Here is a 20,139-nt window from a genome sequence, read left to right on the forward strand (position 1 = left end):
TGTTTAGTTTTGCACTGTTTATTATCTTTAAAACCAGCTCAACGCGATACTGATAATCACGCCTGTGATCATCAGTTGCATCAAACAAAATCCCATAATATCCCGCGCTTTTAAGCCTGCAATTGCCAGCACGGGCAGTGCCCAGAAAGGTTGAATAAGGTTAGTCCAGGCATCGCCCCAAGCTACGGCCATGGCCACCCGAGCAACATCGGCGCCCAAGGCCTGCGCAGCAGGTAACATAATGGGTGTCTGCACGGCCCATTGACCGCCTCCCGATGGCACAAAAATATTTACAATTCCCGCGCTGATAAAGCTCCAAAATGGCAGGCTATCGGCGCTGGCTATGGCCACAAAACCTTCCGAAATACTTTGGGCTAAACCCGACTGCACCATCACCGCCATAATGCCCGCATAGAAAGGGAATTGGATCACAATCCCTGCGCCGCCCTTAATGGCCTCATTCAAGCTGGTTAATAAACTGCGTGGCGTTTGATGTAAGAGGATGGCGAGAAACAAGAATAAGAAGTTCACTAAGTTAAGGTTTAAGCTGCCACCCTGTACCCAAAAGTAATAGCCTAAGTACACAAGCCCAGCGCCACCGACGCTCCAGCCGAGTAAGCGGCTATTTTCAAGCTTATCCGCAGGACGGCTTTCAAGCTGACACTCGCTCACATTGGCAGGGTTAAGCTCCAGCGCCGAAGCTGCGGGTTCGCTGCCTTTGTCGTTAAGGGCACTTGGGTCGACATAAATGCTGTCCTTGTCTTCAGGCAGCATAAAGCGATTCACTAAGGGCATGACCACAAACAGAATCGCCACTAACAGTAAGTTAAAGCTCGCGAAAATGGTTTCGCTGGTTGGGATAATGCCAATTTGTGCTTCAGAAAAATGCCCAGCCGTTGCTATGGTTAATGGGATAGAACCCGCAAGCCCACCATGCCAAACCACAAAGCCAGAATAGGCGCTGGCGACCAGCAGCCGATAATCCACTTTCACTTTACGCGCTAAGGCTTTGGCAAATAACGCGCCCACCACTAGCCCGAATCCCCAGTTAACCCAACTGGCGGCCAGTGAGACCAAGGTTACTAAAATAATGGCTTGCGGTGCCGATTTAGCGAATCCTGCAATCGCATCGAGCAGCTTTTTAATCGGCGGCGAGCTTGCCAGCATGAATCCCGCCACCAGCACTAACAGCATCTGCATCGAAAAACTCAGCAAGGTCCAAAAGCCATCGCCCCAATAATTGATGACTTCCAGTGGCGTTTTGTGTTCTGCGACCACAGCTGCAATTAACACCACTAAGGTGAGTAAAAGCACGAAAATATAGGGATCGGGTAGATATCGGTCGACGAGTTTGACCAAAGGTTTTGCCGCTTTGTTTAACATAGACTTTCCTTGTTTATTATCTAAATTCTAGTTTTTATCTGTTTTTATTGAATTTTTATTGAGTCTTAAGCCCACAGGTTAAGCGATCTCTAAAGCGGGATAAAGTCTTGCAGCTGTTTTTAACTGTAGGAAAATGTAACGCCAGTCATCCAATTAAAGGCTGAGTTGCCATAAGTAGCCTCACACGCTAAAAAACTGATAACATGGCCAAAATTAACTTAAGGTGCTCTTTATATGAAAATGTTACTTGCCATTGTGGTGATAGCTGGGGTGATTTTTTACTTTGGATACATTAGTTATTCAGGACTTGAAAATTCCACAAAAATGGAAATAGCCGCCCAAGAGAATATCCGTTTAGGCAATGAATTTTTAGCCCAAAACAAAACCAAAGAAGGTGTGATCACCACAGCTTCGGGTTTGCAATATCAAGTGTTAACTAAGGGCGATGGTACTGTTCATCCTAAAGCCAGCGATACAGTGACAGTGCATTACCATGGCACTTTGATCGACGGTACTGTGTTTGATAGTTCAGTTGATCGCGGTGAGCCTATCGCATTTCCGCTTAATCGGGTGATTAAAGGCTGGACCGAGGGCGTACAACTTATGGTCGTTGGCGATAAAGTGCGTTTCTTTATCCCGAGTGAACTCGCCTACGGCAACAGCAGCACGGGCAAGATTGGCGGTGGTTCAGTGCTCATTTTTGATGTAGAACTGCTTAAGATTGATTAAATCTGTCTTCAATGAGCCTAATTGCGTCATAAAAAGCCCTGTATTATCGCAGGGCTTTTTGTCTCTATAACTCAAATAATATTAGTATGTTGGATGATTAAGGACAGCTTGCTGCGCCAATATCAACCCATACTGCCGCAACGCCAGGTACATCACCTTTAGTCCAGTAACTCGCCTTCCACACACGACCGTTATAGCTGGTGGTTTGACCGCCGTTATACACCACACCCGCATCCCAACCGAGATCAACTTGGCTGAGTAGCTGCCATTGATCAGCGGTGCGAGATGGCGTATTGCCCTGCGTCCAGTACTTGGCTTTCCATACCAACTGACTGTGACTCACAGTATCGCCCGTGTTGTACACCACACTGGCTTGCCAAGCAGGATAGTTACCGGCATTAGGATCGGTTGCATCACAACCACCACCGATTACTTTTGGCGTCACGGTGAGATTCGTCGATGCGCTCGCATCTAAGGCACCATCGGAAACCAGCACGCTCAAACCATAGCTGGTCGCTTCGGTGACATTAGGCCCAGTGACCACTAAGGTGGCACTATTTTGTCCGGTTGCCGACACGCCAGCGGGCACAGTCCAAGCGTAAGTTAAGGCATCACCGTCGGCATCAGAGGCACTCGCCACTATGCTAACAGTTTTACCCGCTTCCACTGTGGCAGTGGCAGCTACACTCACCACGGGAGCTTGGTTCGGAGTATCCGCCTTATTGGTCACTGTCACTGAATCTGTAGCAGATAATCCTTCTGGATCAGTTACTTTAAGGCTAAAACTATAGGCAACATCAGCTTGCGTTGCACCCAATTGAATCGCCGCATTCGCCATATCGGCGTTCGCAATGGCAATCGTTGGGCCAGACACTTGAGTCCAAAGATACGTCAGCGCCTCATTTTCAGGATCGCGCGATCCGCTACCATTGAGCACCACATCGGCGGGACCTGTGACATTCACATCCGCACCCGCATTGGCAATTGGCGCTTTATTCACCGGTGGCGTAGTTCCTTCGCCATGGCCTAAACCTTCGTGCATCGCATTTAGAATATCGCCGTTATCGGCATCAATTTCCCATGCAAATAAACCACCTAACTGATTGGCAAGCACATATTGGCCCTTGGCTTTAACGGAACGCGCATCATCGAAAGTGATTAAATCACCCGTAGATGCCTTGAACAATGATGGCGCCTCGGCCGTTTCATCATAGCTGTAAGTCCAACCGCTCCCCATATATTCGTTCACTATCTGGCGATAATCCACTATGCCATCTTCCCATGTGCCTTTCACTTTACCCGTCGCTGTCCCTGTGAATGGGTTATTACCCGTGTAGCCATTAACGCCTGTCCAGCCGCGACCATACATAGCGGCACCAACCACAATTTTTCCTGGGGTAACACCTTGAGTTAACAGAGCTTTAATACCCTTGTCTGTGGTGTAGCGGGTATCAGGATCCCAACTCGCCTCATAAAGATTGGTTTGATGACCGAGTTCAGTGTTCGTCCAACCGCCATTGAAGTCGTAACTCATCAAGAAGATGTAATCCATGTACTGCTGAGCAGCCTGATAATCGACCTTTGCCATTTTTTGAGCATCGATACCAATTGCGGAAGTCAATTCATAGGTACGACCCGTCTCAGCACTTAACTCGTCGAGCATGGCGCGCAATTCACGCATTAGGGCCACATAGGTTTCACCGTCATTGGCATTTCCTAAGTTTGGATTCGCACCGCCACCACCTGGATATTCCCAGTCAATGTCAACGCCGTCAAAGAACTTCCACGTTTGCAGGAATTCCTTCACCGATGCGACAAAAGTATCGCGCTTAGTTTTATCGCCAAAGTAGAAGAAGGGATCAGATAGCGTCCAGCCACCGACCGAAGGTAAAATCTTTAGATCGGGGTGGGCTTGCTTCAGCGCCATCAATTGGCCGAAGTTGCCTTTGTAGGGATCAGAGTAGTCACTCACGCCCGCCTGTGGCATTTGAATTGCCGCCCAAGGATCGTGGATAGCGACTTTAAAATCTTCACGGCCACTACAGGCACGTTGCAGCGCTTGGAAACTGCCGTCGATTTCTTTCAAGCTATCGTTAATGCCATCACCACCGCAAATAGGGGTAAAGCCATATAAAATATGAGTTAAGTTCTGTGCTGGGATCTTATCGACTGGGAACTTACGGCCATACACACCCCATTCTACAAAGTAACTGCCGACCACTTTGCCCGACTTGTTAACGTATGGGCGATTGTTTTCTTTAAGCGGAGCATTGAGTGGCACTAAATGGCTGCCATCGGTATCGGCCACGAGGATTTCTTTGGCATCGCTCTGCGTACAACCATCGCTGTTACACAGTTGCACTTGCATCTGATAACGGCCGCCTTTGTTCACCTTAAAGTTAGCGGTGCCCGAAGCGCCAGAGGGGCCCTCCCAAGCTACATTGCCGTTGAGCAGAACTTGGGCTTTATTGCCCACATCACCACTCCAAAGGTTCCAGCTGACGGACACGTCGGCAGCATCTTTAATGGTCACCAACTGATTGTAAGCCGTAGCAGCTTGATTAACTTCGATAATAGCGAACTTGGTTTCACCCCAACCTATAGTCGGTTTGCCGGGCGCTGCGGCAAATGCACTGGCACTCACGGTAGATGCCAGCGCCGATGCCACCAGCAAGGCTGATGTTGAAATTTGAGTCTTGAACATGAGATATCCCTATTGAATTTTTTATATGAATCAATAAGGCAAACAAAGCGTAGACAGGAAACAACACTCTCTTAAGACCATGCAACACGACAGACAATTGCACGAAGAAAAACCTGTGGTATCCCCGCTATCATAGGTACAGACGAACCCTTAGACCGGAGGCTTTGCGTCCCAGTTTTTCAACTGGTTTGCCTTTTACACGCGATGACAACGTTGTCATTGCGATAATCAGCATAGACGTAAGCGCAATAAAAATGCAACAAAATATTATCAACTAAGGTAGTGGTCTGATAAGAAAGCAATTAAATACAGTTCAGCTATTTCTAATATTTACTTTGATAATTAAGGCTTTGCTGACTATTTGAGCCATAAAAAAACAGGACACGATAAGCCAAAGGCATCACCTGTCCTGTTATCAATTTCACTATTTATGCTGCTAATACTGCTTAAACCACTAGCACTGAGCCACTGTAATCTAATAGCTCAAAACCATTAGCTAACAGCATCTATGCTCCTTATGCGCGAGGATAATCCCTTGCGAGCATCACAGATAAACCTCGGCACACTAAGGTTTCCATATCATCGACGCGGTTGATTTTCATCTCAGCTAAGGGCGCGCTCAATGCCATTTGCTTTAAGCTTTCGAGGCAGCCTTTGTAGTAAGGAGCACTGTTCATCATGTTACCCGCGAGCCAAATCCGATTGGGATTAAACAAATTAACGGTCCACGCCAGCCCCATACCAAGGTAACTGCCCGCACGGTATAAATCATCCTGAGTGGTGATGTTACGGCTGCGTACAGAATCGCCACTGGCGAGTTGTTCTAAACTAAATTCGCCTGATTCTGTCATCACGCGGCAATGCCCCAACTCCCCTGCCACCCCTGTCGCTCCAGTAAAAGCTTGCCCATTAAACGCAATCGACATCCCTATCCCAGTGCCGCACATGACCAACAACTCACAGGCATATTTGGCATCGCACGTGGCTTGCATACCCGCATCCATATCGTTGCAAATAAACTTAAGCTCGCCTTGAGTTTTCACTGTGTCAAAACTCAAGCCATTGAGTCCGGGTAACGATTTACAGGCAACCAAACGATTATTTTGTACGAGTCCTGGTACGCCAATCGCTAATTGGTAATGCTGTAAATCGTAATCGCGTTCAAGCGCAGCGATTTGATTATTTAACTCTTCAATTTTAAAACCTTCGCCTGTGGGGATTTTATATTGTTCTGTATGTCCCGCGAGCTGAAGTTCGAACAGGGCTGTCGTACCGCCCACATCTATTGTTAGTATTTGCATCGCTTACTCCACTGATACATGTGCCCCACTCTGACCCCGAGCGGAGATGGCAAATGTTAGCATAGGGTCCAAATGTTAGCGATTGAATAAAACTTAAGTCGCTAATTTGTAAGGAACAAGTCTACAAAAAATATGACTGACATTTTGTTTTACTCAGATTTTATGCTAAGAATCACACAAATAAATTAAGGGTAAAACACTTAGCTTGCTCATCACAGTCAACACAAATTCACGATTGTATACAAAATCCTTTATTCGCTCCCCTTGCATCGCGCGCGTTAGACTTGCGATAATCCGAGCTGGTTAGAACTCAAATAAACATAGACCTACTTATCCTTAGGCAAGCTTTGCCTACCGACTCGCACAGCGTGCCAGTCTCACTTGGAGCCCATATGTCACATTCAATTGCCAGCCGCCTCGGTGCCATTCGCAGCGAATTATCTTCCGCCAATCTCGATGCTTTTATCATTCCCCGCGCCGACGAGTATCTGGGCGAATATGTGCCAGAACATAACGAACGTTTATACTGGGCAACCAACTTCACTGGCTCAGCAGGTATGGCTATCGTATTGAAAGATAGAGCCGCTATCTTTACCGACGGCCGTTATACGGTTCAAGTTCGTCTGCAAGTGGATGCCGCACTTTTCAGCTATGAAAGCCTGACAGACACACCGCAAATTGAGTGGTTATGTGACACGTTGCCAGCGGGATCTCGCGTTGGCTTCGATGCACGCTTGCATACTTTAGCTTGGTATGAAAATGCCAAAGCAACCTTAAGCAAAGCCCAAATTGAATTAGTGGCGGTTGAGCAAAATCCTATCGATTTGCATTGGCAGGATCGCCCCGCACCATCGAGTGCGCCGATCACGCTATTCAGTAACGAGAGTGCCGGTAAAACCAGTCTGCAAAAACGTACTGAAATTGGCGCCTTAGTGAAAAAAGCCGGTGGGGACGTTGCTTTGATTGCCGCCTTAGATTCTTTCTGCTGGCTATTAAACATTCGCGGTAACGATATTCCGCGTCTGCCTGTCGTGCTCGGCAGTGCCCTGCTCCACGCTAATGGCGATATGCAGCTGTTTACCGATTTAAGCAAACTCCCAGAGGGCATTGAGGAGCATGTCGGTGCAGGCGTTAGCTTTAAGGACGAAGCCACGCTCGCCGATACCCTTGCCAGTTTGCAGGGCGTCAAACTGCTGGCCGATCCGAACTCTGCTAACGCTTGGGCGCAAAATCTCGCCCGTGAAGCGGGGGCTAAATTGATTGCTGGCATTGATCCGGTTTCTTTACCTAAAGCGCAGAAAAATCCTTCTGAACTTGCTGGCATGCGCGCTTGTCACATTCGTGATGGCGTTGCTGTGAGTCGCTTCCTTGCATGGTTAGATGCCGAAGTTGCCGCCAAGCGTATGCACGATGAAGCCACGCTTGCCGATAAATTAGAAAGCTTCCGCCTGCAGGATGAGCGCTATCGCGAGCCAAGTTTCGACACCATTTCAGCAGCGGGCCCCAATGCAGCCATGTGCCATTACAATCACAACAATGGCACACCTGCGATGATGACGATGGACAGCATCTACTTAGTGGATTCTGGCGCGCAATATATCGATGGCACCACAGATGTGACCCGTACTATTGCGATTGGCAAAGTCACCGATGAACATAAAAAAATGGTCACGCTGGTGCTTAAAGGTCATATCGCGCTAGACCAAGCTCGCTTCCCTAAAGGCACTTCAGGCCAGCAGCTCGATGCATTCGCCCGCCAGTATTTATGGCAACATGGTTTTGATTACGACCACGGCACAGGCCATGGCGTGGGTCACTTTTTAAGTGTGCACGAAGGTCCGCAGCGCATAGGTAAAAATGTCAACGGTATCGCACTGATGCCCGGTATGGTGCTTTCCAACGAGCCGGGTTACTACCGCGCTGAGAGTTTTGGCATTCGCTTAGAAAACTTAGTCGTAGTGCAACACTGTGAAGCACTGAAAGGCGCTGAGCGTGAGATGTATGAGTTCGATGCACTGACTATGATCCCTATGGATGCCCGCCTTATCGATAAGAGCTTGCTAACGCAAGGGGAAATCGACTGGTTCAATGCTTACCATCAGCAAGTGTTCCATACACTTTCGCCGCTGATGTTTGGGGATGAACTCGCGTGGTTAACGCAAGTGACTAAAGCGATTTAGAGCGATTTAGCACTCCTGCGGATAAGTAGCGATTTAAGTCGTCATTTAAATCATCCTCTAAATCAGTTATATGCTACAAAATAAAACGCCCAAGGCTATGAGCCTTGGGCGTTTTTTTTAGCACTGCTTCTGTACTTTCAAGCCTCGTTCCTATTTCAATAGCATGCTTTCAAAACATGATAAAAAAACGAGCCTCTAAACCATAGTGGGCTGCGCCATCGGCTGATAAGCATCATCCAGCGATGCCTTAGATAACACTTCAAACTCCTGATGAATTGCCATAAAACAATCGACTAATTCAGGATCGAAATGCTTACCTTTGCCTTCAATCATTAAATCGATGGCTTCTTGGTGACTAAAGGGTTGCTTATAACATCGCGGCGAAGTAAGCGCATCATAGACATCCACCAAGGCAACGATGCGCGCCGAAAGCGGAATATCCTCACCTTTCAACCCTAAGGGGTAACCACTACCATCCCACTTTTCATGGTGACCCGAAGCAATATCTTGGCCCATCTGAATAAAAGTACATTGGGGCGCATATTCCAACAAACTGCGTAACACTTGCCCACCAATCACAGGGTGGGCTTTGATCTGCTCAAACTCCTGCGGGGTTAATTTACCCGGTTTGAGCAGAATAGCATCGGCAATACCGACTTTACCTATGTCGTGCAAAATGGCCGATAGACTAATATCTTGAATAAAATCATCGTTCAATTCAGCCGGAGGATTGTCGGCCTGCAGTCGCTGCGCCGCGAGCATTTTTGAATACTGCCGCATACGTAATAGATGCGCGCCCGTTTCGTTGTCTCTGTATTCGGCAAGTTTGGCTAACCCTAATACAGTCGCTTGGCGTGAGGCTAAGGTTGAATCGAGTGAATCCGCCAACTTACCTAATAAGTAAGTGATGGTTAGCGTCAACATGGCATTGGTTACAATAAAATTGACCACGACAACGGCCCAAATACCCAAACTGTAACCGTGAATATCAGGCCAGTTTAACCAGCCAAAGTGATAGGCAAGCCCAATCAGAACCAGACTCAGCCCATTCAAATATTGGGCATATAAACTCGCGCGACTTCCTAAGAAAATGCCAACTAATGGCGGAAAGATAAATAACCAGAAGAACCCCGCACCCGATGGACCTATCGCAATCAAAAAACCAACGCCAATAGCAAACCCCAAGAAGCAGCCACAGCCAAAACGCGTGCTATCAGCAAGCTTAGGAAAATACAGCAAAAATAGTAAAAAAAGATAAGCCAGCGTATCGAATACCACCATAGACCAAAGATCGGCGATGACACATAAATACACGCTGGTGATATATACGGGCACGCAGAGAAGCGCAAGAAAGCCAAATAGACGTTCAAAAATCAAACGTCGCCAATGGGGAAGTGCCGCTGCTGTCCCCAAGGACGCGGTAGCCAATTTAGCTACGCCACGTCTAAGTGATATCGCCATGGGAAAATCCTCTTATGTTGCATTCCCGCTATGAGCTAATGAAGCTGAACTTATGAACCTAAGCTAATGAACATGAGTTAATAAACTAAAGGGTGCGGATAATATTATAAAGCTGAGGCAAAGCCAGATAAATCACACGCTCAGCAAGTCATAGTTTGTTGCCCATTAAAGAATAGACTAAGACGAATAAAGCGCCCGAATGAATGCCGCGATATGGCAACCGAATCAACGACATTAGTCCAATATCGCAGAGCTGATTTAGTCGATAACATGAGCGATTAATATCCACTCAATATCTGAGGAAAAATAACCCTATACAAAATACTGAAATTTGCGTTTTAGCAGGATAAACGCTCGTTTAATTCTGTATTTGCATTACTTAAAAATTTTATATTTTGCAATAGCTTATAAATACAACGAACGATTGATTTTCATAGGTAAGCCATCAAAAAGCGCTCTCCTATACCCATACAAAAATGATAGTCTTATCACATAACAAGCTTACCCCAATGAGAGTAAGCGCAAGAAAATTAGCGCCTAACACCGCGCCCCTGAACCCCAATGAATCATATCGGCCCTGAATGGACACACTAAATGAGCCAGAGTAACGCGTCTGCCAACAGAACACTGAATGCACAGAGATCAGATCAAGAAATCCGCTTAACACCACAGGACGAACTCATTTCCACCACCGACACTCGCGGTGTTATCACTTACGTTAATGCCCGTTTTGCCGAAGTCTCAGGCTATAGCGCCCAAGAGTTAGTCGGCAGTGCCCACAATATGGTTCGTCATCCCGATATGCCGAGCGCCGCCTTTAAAGAAATGTGGGAAAAGCTTAAGTCGGGTCAATCTTGGCGCGGCATAGTGAAAAACCGCTGTAAGAATGGCGGCTTCTATTGGGTCGATGCCTTTGTCTCGCCATTGTTTGAAAACGGCACCATTGTCGGTTATCAATCGGTGCGTATTCAGCCTCAGGCCGCCTACGTCAGCAAGGCGAACGAGATATACCAAAGACTTAAACTGGATAAATCCATTTCTAAGCCCTTAAGCTTAATGCAGAAACGTATCCTCTCGGCGGTTGTCGCCTCGACCGGCTTATTGATCGCAGGCTACTTTTGGGGCTGGGGCGTGATTATCGCGGGGGCGGTTTTGATGAGTATAAACTTGGCTATATTCTACGATGAGGCCTTTCGCATTCCCGCTAAACTGATTGAAATGCAAACCAAATACGACTCTATCAGTCGCTACATATACTCGGGTGCCGATACGTCTTCTATCCTCGATTTCCAGCTCATCATGCTGCAAGCCAAAATGAATGGCGTACTGGGGCGCACACAAGATCAAGCCAATCAATTGCACGCGATTGCCGATCAATTAGTGGTCGCGACCGAGCAAACCTATGTCAGCCTAGATCAAGAGAAAAGTCAGTTAGAACAGCTCTCTGGCGCGATGGAAGAAATGAGTTCAACCATCACAGAAGTGGCGCAGAATACCCATCTCACGTCCACCAGCATCAATACCGCCTACGATCTCTGCCTTAAAAGCAGCGCCAATATGAAGGCCAACACTCAAAAAGTGGAACAACTGGCCAAGTCTGTTGCCGATGCCGCTAACAATGCCCATCAATTGAATAAAGAAGCCGAGCAAGTTGCTAATGCGATGGGCGAAATTGACTCCATCGCCGAGCAAACCAATCTTCTCGCCCTCAATGCGGCCATTGAAGCTGCCCGTGCGGGTGAACAAGGCCGTGGGTTTGCCGTGGTCGCCGATGAAGTGCGCGCGCTGTCGAGCCGAACCCAACTGTCGACCAACAGTATTTCAAAAAGTGTCGATAAGATGTTCACTATGCTCAACGCATGGGCCAAAGAAATGGAACAAAGCCGCCAACACGCGGAGCGCTGCGCTAGCGACATCCAACTGTCCGCCGACAATGTGAATACCATTTACCAAGAAGTGAGTGATATCCACACCTTTGCCCAGCAAAATGCGGTCGCAGCGGATCAACAGCGTCAAGTGGTCAACGAGATTGCCAGCAACATACACTCCATCACCCATTCAAGCGCAGAGAACTTGGCCGCAACCCATCTGATTGGTGATGCCGCCCATCTGCTTAAGCATAATGCCGAGAAAGCCCTCGGCTTGAGACGCACTTTCGGTTAGTCATAAGCAAGATATAAAAAAGCCGCAGCCAAAACTGCGGCATTTTTCTATCACGTTCTTTTAGCCCGTTCTTTCCGCCAGCCCTCACTCAACCTAGAACATACTCTGCCAAGTGCGTACTCAATCCAGAGCTGATCCAACCCAGTGCTTGCAGAATTGGCCCTATCCCGCCTGAGCCGTCGCTAAGGCTTTTATCTCTTGGCGATAAAATGATGCAGATAAAATGCCAAAACACTAAAAAGTTCAGGTTTTAACCGAAATTTTTGCTATACTCCGCGCCCGCCATTTTTCTTATAAAATCTGTGTGGAAGAATGAGCCAGTCGGCACGCCTCTCTCCTTAGTCGAGTAAATAATAGAGGCTCGCGGTGCTTGAATGTTTGAATAAGTGAACGATAGGAATCCAAAATGAGATTTGAATCTTTTAGTTTTTCCCCCGAGATTTTGCGCGCTATCTCAGATTGCGGTTATCAACAAATGACGCCTATTCAGCAGCAAGCGATACCTGCTATCCGCCGCGGCCAAGATGTCTTAGCCAGTGCCCAAACCGGTACGGGTAAAACCGCCGCTTTCGCGCTGCCGATCCTGCAAAAGATGGTTGAAAATCCAAGCGAAACGTTAAAGTCGAATGCCCGCGTATTAATTCTTACGCCGACCCGTGAGCTTGCGGCTCAAGTCGCTGACAACGTTACGGCTTACTGCAAGTACTTAAACTTCAGCGTGTTAACCATTTATGGCGGCGTAAAGATAGAAACACAAGCGCAAAAGCTGAAACGCGGCGCCGATGTGATTGTTGCCACCCCAGGTCGCTTACTTGAGCACCTTACCGCCTGTAACTTAAGCCTGTCGAACGTCGACTTTTTAGTCCTAGACGAAGCCGACCGTATGTTAGACATGGGCTTTAGCGCCGATATCCAAAAGATCCTGCAAGCGGTAAATAAGAAACGTCAAAACCTGTTGTTCTCGGCCACTTTCTCTAGTGCGGTGAAAAAACTCGCCAACGACATGATGGTTAAACCGCAAGTGATCAGCGTTGATAAGCAAAACACTACGGCCGATACGGTTAGCCAAGTGGTTTATCCGGTTGAACAACGCCGTAAACGTGAACTGCTGTCTGAGCTAATCGGCAAGAAAAACTGGCAACAGGTCTTGGTATTTACCGCGACCCGTGATGCCGCCGATACGCTAGTCAAAGAATTGAATTTAGATGGGATCCCCTCTGAAGTGGTCCACGGTGATAAAGGCCAAGGCAGTCGTCGCCGCGCCCTACGTGAGTTTGTGGCGGGTGATGTGCGCGTACTGGTTGCCACCGAAGTCGCCGCCCGTGGTCTGGATATCCCAAGCCTTGAATACGTAGTTAACTATGACTTACCTTTCCTCGCCGAAGACTATGTCCACCGTATCGGTCGTACAGGCCGTGCGGGTAAAACTGGCGTAGCCATTTCATTTGTGAGCCGCGAAGAAGAACGTACCTTAGCCGATATCGAAAAACTGATCGGTCAACAAATTCGCCGCGTCACTGTACCAGGTTATGAAGTAGGCAGCCGCGAATTGCTATTAAAGCAATTGCAAACCCGCCGTAGCTTTGCCAAGAAGCAACAAAGAACCGACAATGTCGGCGCTCAAGTTACTGCTGAGAAAAACATGCAAGGCCGCCGCGTAAAAATGAAGGTGGGTCAAGCACCGAGCAAAGCGAAAAAGCTTAAGTAATCGCTAAAACGGGCGGTGTAAAACGCATAGCGTTTAACCCCATCCCACGTGTTTTAGTCTAATCGGCCACACAACTGTTGTGGCCGATTTTTTTATGCCCAATTCGATAAAGCACTGCCCGCTTTAACCAACAGCAATCCTTTATTGATAACAAAACGACCATAACGCGGGGAACAAACTCAGCAACGTCGCCCCCGCTAGCAATCGCTCACGTCCGTTAAGCTTTTTACCATCAACAACTTGGCGGCGACTGTAGAGAAACAAGAGTAACCCTGGGCCGTAAAGTAGCAAGGACAGCAACAGATACTCGACGCCTGCGGCATAGAGTAGCCAGAGTCCATAACCGCTCGCCACCAGCGCCACAATTCTCATAAGCCCATTGCCCTGTCCACTCAAAGAAAGCTTCAGCAGGAACAGTCCAATCAATAGATAAGGCACTAAAATCATCGACGTAGAAATGAGTAACAGATTGGTATATCCCTTACCTAGCAGCCACACCAGTAACAAACAAAACTGCACTGTTAAGCTAGATAACCAGAGGGAAGCGATAGGTGTGCCGTTGTGATTCTGCCGCAAAAAGATGGCAGGGAAAGCACCGTGGCGGGCTGCGCTGAAAGGCACCTCTGCCGAGAACAGGGTCCAACTCACGTAGGAGGCCAGCACAGAAACAATAAGCCCGACACTGATCAGCGCCTTGCCCCAAGAGCCGCTCATGTGCCCCATCAGTCCCGCCATAGAGGGATTAGGCAGTGCAGCAAGTTCAGGACGAGCTAAAATCCCCAGCGCTAACACAGAGATAAGCACATAAAGTAGTAGCGCCAGCACGACGCCAAGGACAGTCGCCGTGCCCACATCCCGCTTATTTTTAGCACGCGCCGATAACACTGCCGCACCTTCGATACCGGTAAATACCCAAAGCGTGATCAGCATAGTGTTACGCACTTGTTCAGACACTGGCACAGCTAAAGTGCTGGCCGCTTGGTCCTGAGCAAAAGTCACAGGGTCAAAGTAATAGCAGGCAAATAGTACGAATAGCAATAACGGCAAACTCTTGGCCAATGTCGCCACCAGATTGAACATGGCCGCCTGCTGTACGCCGCGGGAGACCAACCAATGCACCGCCCACAAAATGCACGACTCACCGATAAAGGCGGCCTGCGTATTACCCTCGCCAAACCAAACTTGCTGCGGCGTATCGACAAAGCTACCAAGGGCGGCAAACGCAATCACTAAATATCCCACCACGCCTATGGTGGCGCAAAGCCAATAGCCCCAAGCAGAAAAAAAGCCCACCAGCTCACCAAAACCGGCTCTGGCGTAGGTATAAATGCCGCCATCAAGCTCAGGCTTCAAGCGCGACAGATAGAGGAAACTCGCAGCCAATGCCAAGATGCCCACACCAGTGATCCCCCAGCCAATCAGCACAGCTCGAACACCCGCCACTTCAGCCATGTTTTGCGGCAGGCTGAAAATCCCAGCACCTACCATAGAGCTGAACACTAGGGCTGTGAGTGACCAGAGACCTATCCTGTTCTCTTTCATACAAAATCCTTAGCGCAAACGAGTAGAAAGAGCCTGAATGTGTTCGGGACCAATGCCACAGCAACCACCGATAAGCGAAGCCCCAACCGCGCGCCAACGCTCAGCCCAACCGAGATAATCGAGCGGTCCAAGATCGGCACGGATCTCATCCAGACCATCGTTAGCCGTCGCCTCTTTCGGCTGAGGAGGAAACGCATTGGCATAGGCACCGAGTCGAATATCGGCACGCCCCAGAGCACTCAATCTGTCGCTGGCCACCTGTAATGCCGCCTCAATCACCTCAGGCTGACAGCAGTTGAACAGAATCGCATCGACACCGACAGCCACTAACGCGTCGATAGCATCTGCCACCCGCTCACCGGAGCGAAGTGTCGGTTCACTGCCTAACGTCTCGTCCTCTAAGGTAAAAGAAACCCAAAATGGTTTGCCATCTTCTGGCAGCAAGGCCTTGATGGCTAAAGGCTCAGCAATCAAACTCATGGTTTCGGCTAACCAGAGATCGACACTGGGCGACAGCGCTCGAATGAGTGGAAGCGCCAGTTCACTCACCCTCGCGGCCTCAAATAAATCGGCACGGTAAGAGCCGAACAAGGGTGGCAATGAGCCCGCGACGCGAACCGCATTTGCGTGTTCATCCGCGACATCCCGTGCCAATTTGCCCGCCAATGCAGCCAGCGCTTCACCCTCGGCGGCAAAACGCTCGTCGCCGATATGAAATGGCACGAGTGCATAACTGTTGGTGGTGATGACTTTGGCCCCACTGGCTACGTAGGCTTGATGTACCTCAGTCACGGTTTGTGGCGCTTCTATCAGGGCCAACGCCGACCACTCAGGCTGTCGAAAGGGTGCGCCCCGTCTTGCCAACTCACGCCCCATGCCACCATCCAAAACCCACAGTTGCTGCTTATCCATCTTGCTTACCTCAATCTTTTTATGCGACTTCGTTTTACTAAGGCACTCATAGTTAATGAGAATCCTGCTACCTAGCACCTTGCTGCGTTCGATGACGACAATGCATAGCTTCAGTGAGTACCTTAATAACTGCAAAACCATCTAGACGTTTAGATGGCTATTACAAAGTAACGGAATCTCGATTTAGCCGCAATCGATATCAGTAAAAAAACACGGATTAATCTCAAACTTGAATAAATGGATGCCGCTGCGCTACGAAAACATGTCCAGTTGACGGCAAGAGACGAGATATTGATGGGATCGTTGATGGAAGACATTGATAAATGACATTGTTGCGGAATGAGCTAAAGAACGTAGAAGATGATGGCAAAAAGTGGAGAACAAGATGAGTGCCCTCCATGTCTTTGGATAATATGAGATTGGTATTTACCCAAGTCGTTTAACTATTTCCAGCGCTGCAGCCAAAGGCCTTCATCTTTTAAATCATGCCAGTTTATAGGTATAACTCGCTTTGACATCACAGCTTCAATTGAGCATGAGATCACTAAGCCTTCCTCATCAAACTCAATCTCAGTGACTAAAAAATGTTTTTCTTTATTGGTCGGCTTAACGGCGGTCCACTTACTGTTGAGTAATTTCTTAGGGTTAATTTTATTCATCAAAACTCCGCATGACAGCTAATTTGCTGGGTTATGTAATAACTTCCGCTCATCCCCGTTCCTTTAGAGACTCGCTTAAGAGCGCCTTGGCCAATACGAACAATACAGCAAGACCGCGCAATGGCACTTACACAAAAAGCACTTAAGCGAAGATCTCGTCAACGGAGATGACTTAAGCAACAAATTACATAAGCAGATCACGCAAGCAGATCTCAGTACTAGAGCAGACAAAAGATAACTGTCGGTGCTTAGAAATGCAGCCATTGAAAGATAACGTTAGGAACGCCCATGTCAACCATACTAAAAACACTTTGCCTCGCTGGCACACTATTGCTCACTAGCTTTACGACTCTGGCGCAGCCCATTGCCAGAGATGAGTTTTCCATCAGTCCGCTACTCAATGGTCAGCAAATTCCTAAGGTAAACTTGCAAGATATCAAGGGTAAAACCGTCGATTTAGCCGAGTTAACCCAGCAAAAACCGACCATCTTTTTCTTTTACCGCGGCGGCTGGTGCCCATTTTGTAACAATCAAATGGGGCAACTAAAAGCGATTGAGCCTGAATTACTAAAAATGGGCTTTCAGTTAGTGGGTATTTCACCCGATACACCAGCTCAACTTAAGGCTTCGGCGGCAAAAAATGAGCTTAAGTATCTGCTGCTTTCCGATGAAAAAATGCTGGCAGCGCAAGCCTTTGGCTTAGCTTTTTACACAAGCGAAAAGGTCACTGAAATCTATACTTCGCGTCTTCATGTCGATAATCCAATGTGGACGACTCCCGAGGGAGCCAAACGTTTAGTCTTACCTGTGCCCGCCATTTATATTAGCGATGATAAAGGTTTGATTCATTTCCAATATGTGAATCCTAACTACAAGGTCAGACCCGCACCTAAGCTGATCTTAACCGCCGCAAGTTTGGTGGGATCGCAAGAATAAATATCGGTTTATCGACCGCTTTGCTAAACTAGCTCCGCCGCAATCAATATCGTCCAAGTTCAAATAGATAACATCACTTCAGCCCGCGGCGGAGTCATAATGAATTCTCAAACCTATAACCAAGCTGTGCTCGAACTCGCCTTTGCGGGTCTTGCCGATTTAACCGCTTCAGCACAGACCAAGAAAGCCCAGCGCACTTCTGCGCAGGAAAGTCATTTTTTGTGTAATTGGATGGTCGAGTCCTTAAAGGAAAAACGCTTTTCTAAACTGGTAGCCGACGATCTGACGGCTTGGATACGTTTGGCTCGCAGCCAAGGTGCGGGCGCCGAACTCAAGCATTTGCTAGAAAGGATAGTGCATCAATATCAAACAGTTGAGACATCAGATCAAGCGTTAGGTACGGCATTAAATGCCATGATAGCAACCTTAAAGCAAGCCGAATGGTTAGTCTTTACTGACACTGAAATCAGCGCCAAGCTCAAACTCGATGGTGATGGTCAATCTAGCTTAGTCATTGATGCAAAAGAATTTAATCAACATATTAAAGATAATCAGTTAGTCAAACCAATCAACTTATATGTCCGCGCCGATGAACAGACCCTAACGCGTATCGCCCTATCCCATGGGTTATTACTCAGCCAAGGCAATAAGAAAACCAGCTTGGTTAAGCACCATAAAACCTACCAAATTTTCCCGCATAATCAGCAGCCCGCCCTGTGTCAGCTATTGGCTTAGGTGTCATAGCGTAAAGTGTAATGGCGTAAAGCTGAAAACTGTTTAACTATGGCTGATGTGACTGATTGTGACCCAATAAACAATTTATTCACACAGCTTAGGTAGAATGGCCATCGGATAGGCCTTGGCTAAAGCAGAGATAATAAGGATAAAAGCAATATGGTTAAGCGATGTTTGCAGTATAAACACTTAGTTCGATTTGCCTTGTTTGCCCTTTGCTTTACTCAACCACACGCCTATGCGGAGCAGCTCAAATACAATATCACTGGCTCCTATTCTTGGTATCCGTATTTTATCGGCGATCAAGCCGAGGCGCCGGGGATGATCACTGAACTTATCCCGATGATTCTATCCCTCGCTAAAATCGACGGTGAAATCCTCACCCTGCCGCCAAAGCGCACTAATAACGCTCTGGAAACCGGTCAACTCGACTTTGATATCGTCAGCCCGAGTTGGTTTGAAAAGCAGGATTTGGGACCGCTGTTTGTCAAATCCGCCCCCATAATGCAAATCACCGAATATGTGGTCACCCTGCCTGAAAATGTCAGTAAATATAAGGATATCGACCAGATTAAAGGCAAACAAATCGGGACTGTGCGCGGTTATTTATACCACGACGATAAGGACTTTATCCGTGCCGACTTTACCTCTGAGCAAGAGTTAGTCAAAGCCTTAGATAAACACAGAGTCGATGCGATTATTTCCGGTAATTATCCAGCCTTGTATTGGTCGACTCAGTTGCGGATCCCTGTCGCCCTTGCGGCGGTGCATTCCGATGGGGACTTAGTGTTTAGGTTACGTAAGGAACATGCCGATTTGCTGCCTGCCATCAATCAAGCGATAGCTACCCTAAAAGCCAACGGTAAGATTGATGCGATAGTCAAAAAGTACACCCAAACACTGGCAAGCTGATCCTATGCTCAAGCATTGGCGTTATTAAGACCACAGTTACAGCTTGGGCTTAGCTCAATCGTTTTTTTTCGTTATAACATCATCAGCATGCCATCTGTCCACATTTCCCGTCATCAATAAAAAAGCGCCCGCAGGCGCTTATCGATACAGATCCAAGGTTTATCAACACTTATCAATAGCTCAACTTATTCAGCTTAATGTCAGTTTGACCATTCACAGGGATCGTAATTGGCGAGGACAGCGGCATAGCTGTGGCTCAGTCCTTGAGTCGAGTAATAGTAACCTTTGCCCTGTTTATCCACGGCATAATGGATATCTTCCGCCCCAAGCTGCTGCGGCAATTGCTCACGCACATTGGCTAATTGGGGCTCATCATAAAGATAGGGGGCAAAAGTCAGCACACTCTCCTGATACACCTCAGTATGGCGGCAACTATTGCGGCGAATTTGAGCTATGATGGCCTCAAATGCATCACCGCGCTCCAGTGCTAACCATTGCTCGGCATAGCGCTCAACGATACTTTTGTCGGAATAGAAAAAATGCCGCTTATCCGACAAACGCATCTGCACATCCGCATAAGCCTCATTGAGGATCAGTTGAATATAACCCGCAACCGTTTGCTTATTATCCCATTCTAGCCCTGCCACGGCGGCAATTTGCTCCGCCGTGACTAAACGTCCATGTTGGCTAAATACTCGGATATAACCGACGAGTTCAATCATTTTTTCACTCATAATGTCCAATCATTGTGTTCACTCATAATGTCCAGTCATAGTGTTCACTCATAATGTCCAGTCATAATGCCCAACTAGAG

General features: G+C 47.8%; 15 protein-coding genes and 1 riboswitch. Of the genes, 7 read left to right on the forward strand and 8 right to left on the reverse strand.

What is annotated here, in order from left to right:
* Positions 1–27: 27 nt before the first annotated feature.
* Positions 28–1,383 (reverse strand): short-chain fatty acid transporter, encoded by a 1,356-nt coding sequence (locus KV201_RS08015; protein ID WP_226059002.1) that lies wholly within the window; start codon positions 1,381–1,383, stop codon positions 28–30.
* 234 nt (positions 1,384–1,617) lie between these two features.
* Here KV201_RS08015 and KV201_RS08020 point away from each other — a divergent pair, with 234 nt between their 5' ends.
* Complete coding sequence (locus KV201_RS08020) at positions 1,618–2,112, forward strand: FKBP-type peptidyl-prolyl cis-trans isomerase (RefSeq protein ID WP_226059003.1); 495 nt, start codon at positions 1,618–1,620, stop codon at positions 2,110–2,112.
* Positions 2,113–2,209: 97 nt separating this feature from the next.
* Here KV201_RS08020 and KV201_RS08025 read toward each other — a convergent pair whose 3' ends face one another.
* Complete coding sequence (locus tag KV201_RS08025) at positions 2,210–4,816, reverse strand: glycosyl hydrolase family 18 protein (RefSeq protein WP_226059004.1); 2,607 nt, start codon at positions 4,814–4,816, stop codon at positions 2,210–2,212.
* Between the two features lie 114 nt (positions 4,817–4,930).
* Positions 4,931–5,019: riboswitch (cyclic di-GMP riboswitch) on the reverse strand.
* 312 nt (positions 5,020–5,331) lie between these two features.
* Positions 5,332–6,117: an ROK family protein gene (locus KV201_RS08030; protein ID WP_115334163.1), complete on the reverse strand. Its 786-nt coding sequence runs from the start codon at positions 6,115–6,117 to the stop codon at positions 5,332–5,334.
* A gap of 392 nt (positions 6,118–6,509) precedes the next feature.
* Here KV201_RS08030 and KV201_RS08035 point away from each other — a divergent pair, with 392 nt between their 5' ends.
* A complete protein-coding gene (locus KV201_RS08035; RefSeq protein WP_226059005.1) occupies positions 6,510–8,297 on the forward strand; it encodes an aminopeptidase P family protein in 1,788 nt (595 codons plus the stop codon).
* A gap of 195 nt (positions 8,298–8,492) precedes the next feature.
* On the opposite strand, the gene KV201_RS08040 is transcribed toward KV201_RS08035, so the two are convergent.
* Positions 8,493–9,758: an HD-GYP domain-containing protein gene (locus KV201_RS08040; protein ID WP_226059006.1), complete on the reverse strand. Its 1,266-nt coding sequence runs from the start codon at positions 9,756–9,758 to the stop codon at positions 8,493–8,495.
* A 594-nt stretch (positions 9,759–10,352) separates the two neighbouring features.
* Here KV201_RS08040 and KV201_RS08045 point away from each other — a divergent pair.
* A complete protein-coding gene (locus tag KV201_RS08045; protein ID WP_226059007.1) occupies positions 10,353–11,921 on the forward strand; it encodes a methyl-accepting chemotaxis protein in 1,569 nt (522 codons plus the stop codon).
* Between the two features lie 406 nt (positions 11,922–12,327).
* Positions 12,328–13,629, forward strand: coding sequence for a DEAD/DEAH box helicase (locus tag KV201_RS08050; RefSeq protein WP_011847413.1), 1,302 nt, complete (start codon positions 12,328–12,330; stop codon positions 13,627–13,629).
* A 141-nt stretch (positions 13,630–13,770) separates the two neighbouring features.
* On the opposite strand, the gene KV201_RS08055 is transcribed toward KV201_RS08050, so the two are convergent.
* The 3 genes from KV201_RS08055 to KV201_RS08065 form a co-directional block, all read right to left on the reverse strand.
* On the reverse strand, positions 13,771–15,171 hold the full coding sequence (locus tag KV201_RS08055) for a basic amino acid/polyamine antiporter (RefSeq protein ID WP_226059008.1): 1,401 nt from the start codon (positions 15,169–15,171) through the stop codon (positions 13,771–13,773).
* Between the two features lie 9 nt (positions 15,172–15,180).
* On the reverse strand, positions 15,181–16,083 hold the full coding sequence (locus tag KV201_RS08060; RefSeq protein ID WP_012089791.1) for a homocysteine S-methyltransferase family protein: 903 nt from the start codon (positions 16,081–16,083) through the stop codon (positions 15,181–15,183).
* Positions 16,084–16,526: 443 nt separating this feature from the next.
* Positions 16,527–16,742 carry a TIGR02450 family Trp-rich protein gene (locus tag KV201_RS08065; RefSeq protein ID WP_012089792.1) on the reverse strand — a complete coding sequence of 72 codons (216 nt, stop codon included), beginning with the start codon at positions 16,740–16,742 and terminating at the stop codon, positions 16,527–16,529.
* A 288-nt stretch (positions 16,743–17,030) separates the two neighbouring features.
* Between KV201_RS08065 and KV201_RS08070 the strand changes: the two genes are divergently transcribed.
* From KV201_RS08070 to KV201_RS08080, 3 genes are all read left to right on the forward strand, one after another.
* The gene (locus tag KV201_RS08070) at positions 17,031–17,678 is read left to right on the forward strand and encodes a peroxiredoxin-like family protein (RefSeq protein WP_006085757.1); all 648 of its coding nucleotides are present in this window, start codon (positions 17,031–17,033) and stop codon (positions 17,676–17,678) included.
* Positions 17,679–17,777: 99 nt separating this feature from the next.
* A complete protein-coding gene (locus KV201_RS08075; protein WP_226059009.1) occupies positions 17,778–18,413 on the forward strand; it encodes a DUF2913 family protein in 636 nt (211 codons plus the stop codon).
* 159 nt (positions 18,414–18,572) lie between these two features.
* The gene (locus KV201_RS08080; protein WP_071938323.1) at positions 18,573–19,325 is read left to right on the forward strand and encodes an ABC transporter substrate-binding protein; all 753 of its coding nucleotides are present in this window, start codon (positions 18,573–18,575) and stop codon (positions 19,323–19,325) included.
* Positions 19,326–19,525: 200 nt separating this feature from the next.
* Here the strand turns inward: KV201_RS08080 and KV201_RS08085 are convergent, their stop codons facing one another.
* Positions 19,526–20,047 (reverse strand): hypothetical protein, encoded by a 522-nt coding sequence (locus KV201_RS08085; RefSeq protein ID WP_310795095.1) that lies wholly within the window; start codon positions 20,045–20,047, stop codon positions 19,526–19,528.
* Between the last annotated feature and the right edge of the window lie 92 nt (positions 20,048–20,139).

It is taken from the genome of Shewanella sp. SR1, from assembly GCF_020447145.1.
Lineage (GTDB): Bacteria > Pseudomonadota > Gammaproteobacteria > Enterobacterales > Shewanellaceae > Shewanella > Shewanella baltica.

Bases quoted from the DNA above. Each gene is read 5' to 3' on its own strand.
- KV201_RS08015 (WP_226059002.1), bottom strand. From the start codon at position 1,383: ATGTTAAACAAAGCGGCAAAACCTTTGGTCAAACTCGTCGACCGATAT.
- KV201_RS08020 (WP_226059003.1), top strand. From the start codon at position 1,618: ATGAAAATGTTACTTGCCATTGTGGTGATAGCTGGGGTGATTTTTTAC.
- KV201_RS08025 (WP_226059004.1), bottom strand. From the start codon at position 4,816: ATGTTCAAGACTCAAATTTCAACATCAGCCTTGCTGGTGGCATCGGCG.
- KV201_RS08030 (WP_115334163.1), bottom strand. From the start codon at position 6,117: ATGCAAATACTAACAATAGATGTGGGCGGTACGACAGCCCTGTTCGAA.
- KV201_RS08035 (WP_226059005.1), top strand. From the start codon at position 6,510: ATGTCACATTCAATTGCCAGCCGCCTCGGTGCCATTCGCAGCGAATTA.
- KV201_RS08040 (WP_226059006.1), bottom strand. From the start codon at position 9,758: ATGGCGATATCACTTAGACGTGGCGTAGCTAAATTGGCTACCGCGTCC.
- KV201_RS08045 (WP_226059007.1), top strand. From the start codon at position 10,353: ATGAGCCAGAGTAACGCGTCTGCCAACAGAACACTGAATGCACAGAGA.
- KV201_RS08050 (WP_011847413.1), top strand. From the start codon at position 12,328: ATGAGATTTGAATCTTTTAGTTTTTCCCCCGAGATTTTGCGCGCTATC.
- KV201_RS08055 (WP_226059008.1), bottom strand. From the start codon at position 15,171: ATGAAAGAGAACAGGATAGGTCTCTGGTCACTCACAGCCCTAGTGTTC.
- KV201_RS08060 (WP_012089791.1), bottom strand. From the start codon at position 16,083: ATGGATAAGCAGCAACTGTGGGTTTTGGATGGTGGCATGGGGCGTGAG.
- KV201_RS08065 (WP_012089792.1), bottom strand. From the start codon at position 16,742: ATGAATAAAATTAACCCTAAGAAATTACTCAACAGTAAGTGGACCGCC.
- KV201_RS08070 (WP_006085757.1), top strand. From the start codon at position 17,031: ATGTCAACCATACTAAAAACACTTTGCCTCGCTGGCACACTATTGCTC.
- KV201_RS08075 (WP_226059009.1), top strand. From the start codon at position 17,778: ATGAATTCTCAAACCTATAACCAAGCTGTGCTCGAACTCGCCTTTGCG.
- KV201_RS08080 (WP_071938323.1), top strand. From the start codon at position 18,573: ATGGTTAAGCGATGTTTGCAGTATAAACACTTAGTTCGATTTGCCTTG.
- KV201_RS08085 (WP_310795095.1), bottom strand. From the start codon at position 20,047: ATGATTGAACTCGTCGGTTATATCCGAGTATTTAGCCAACATGGACGT.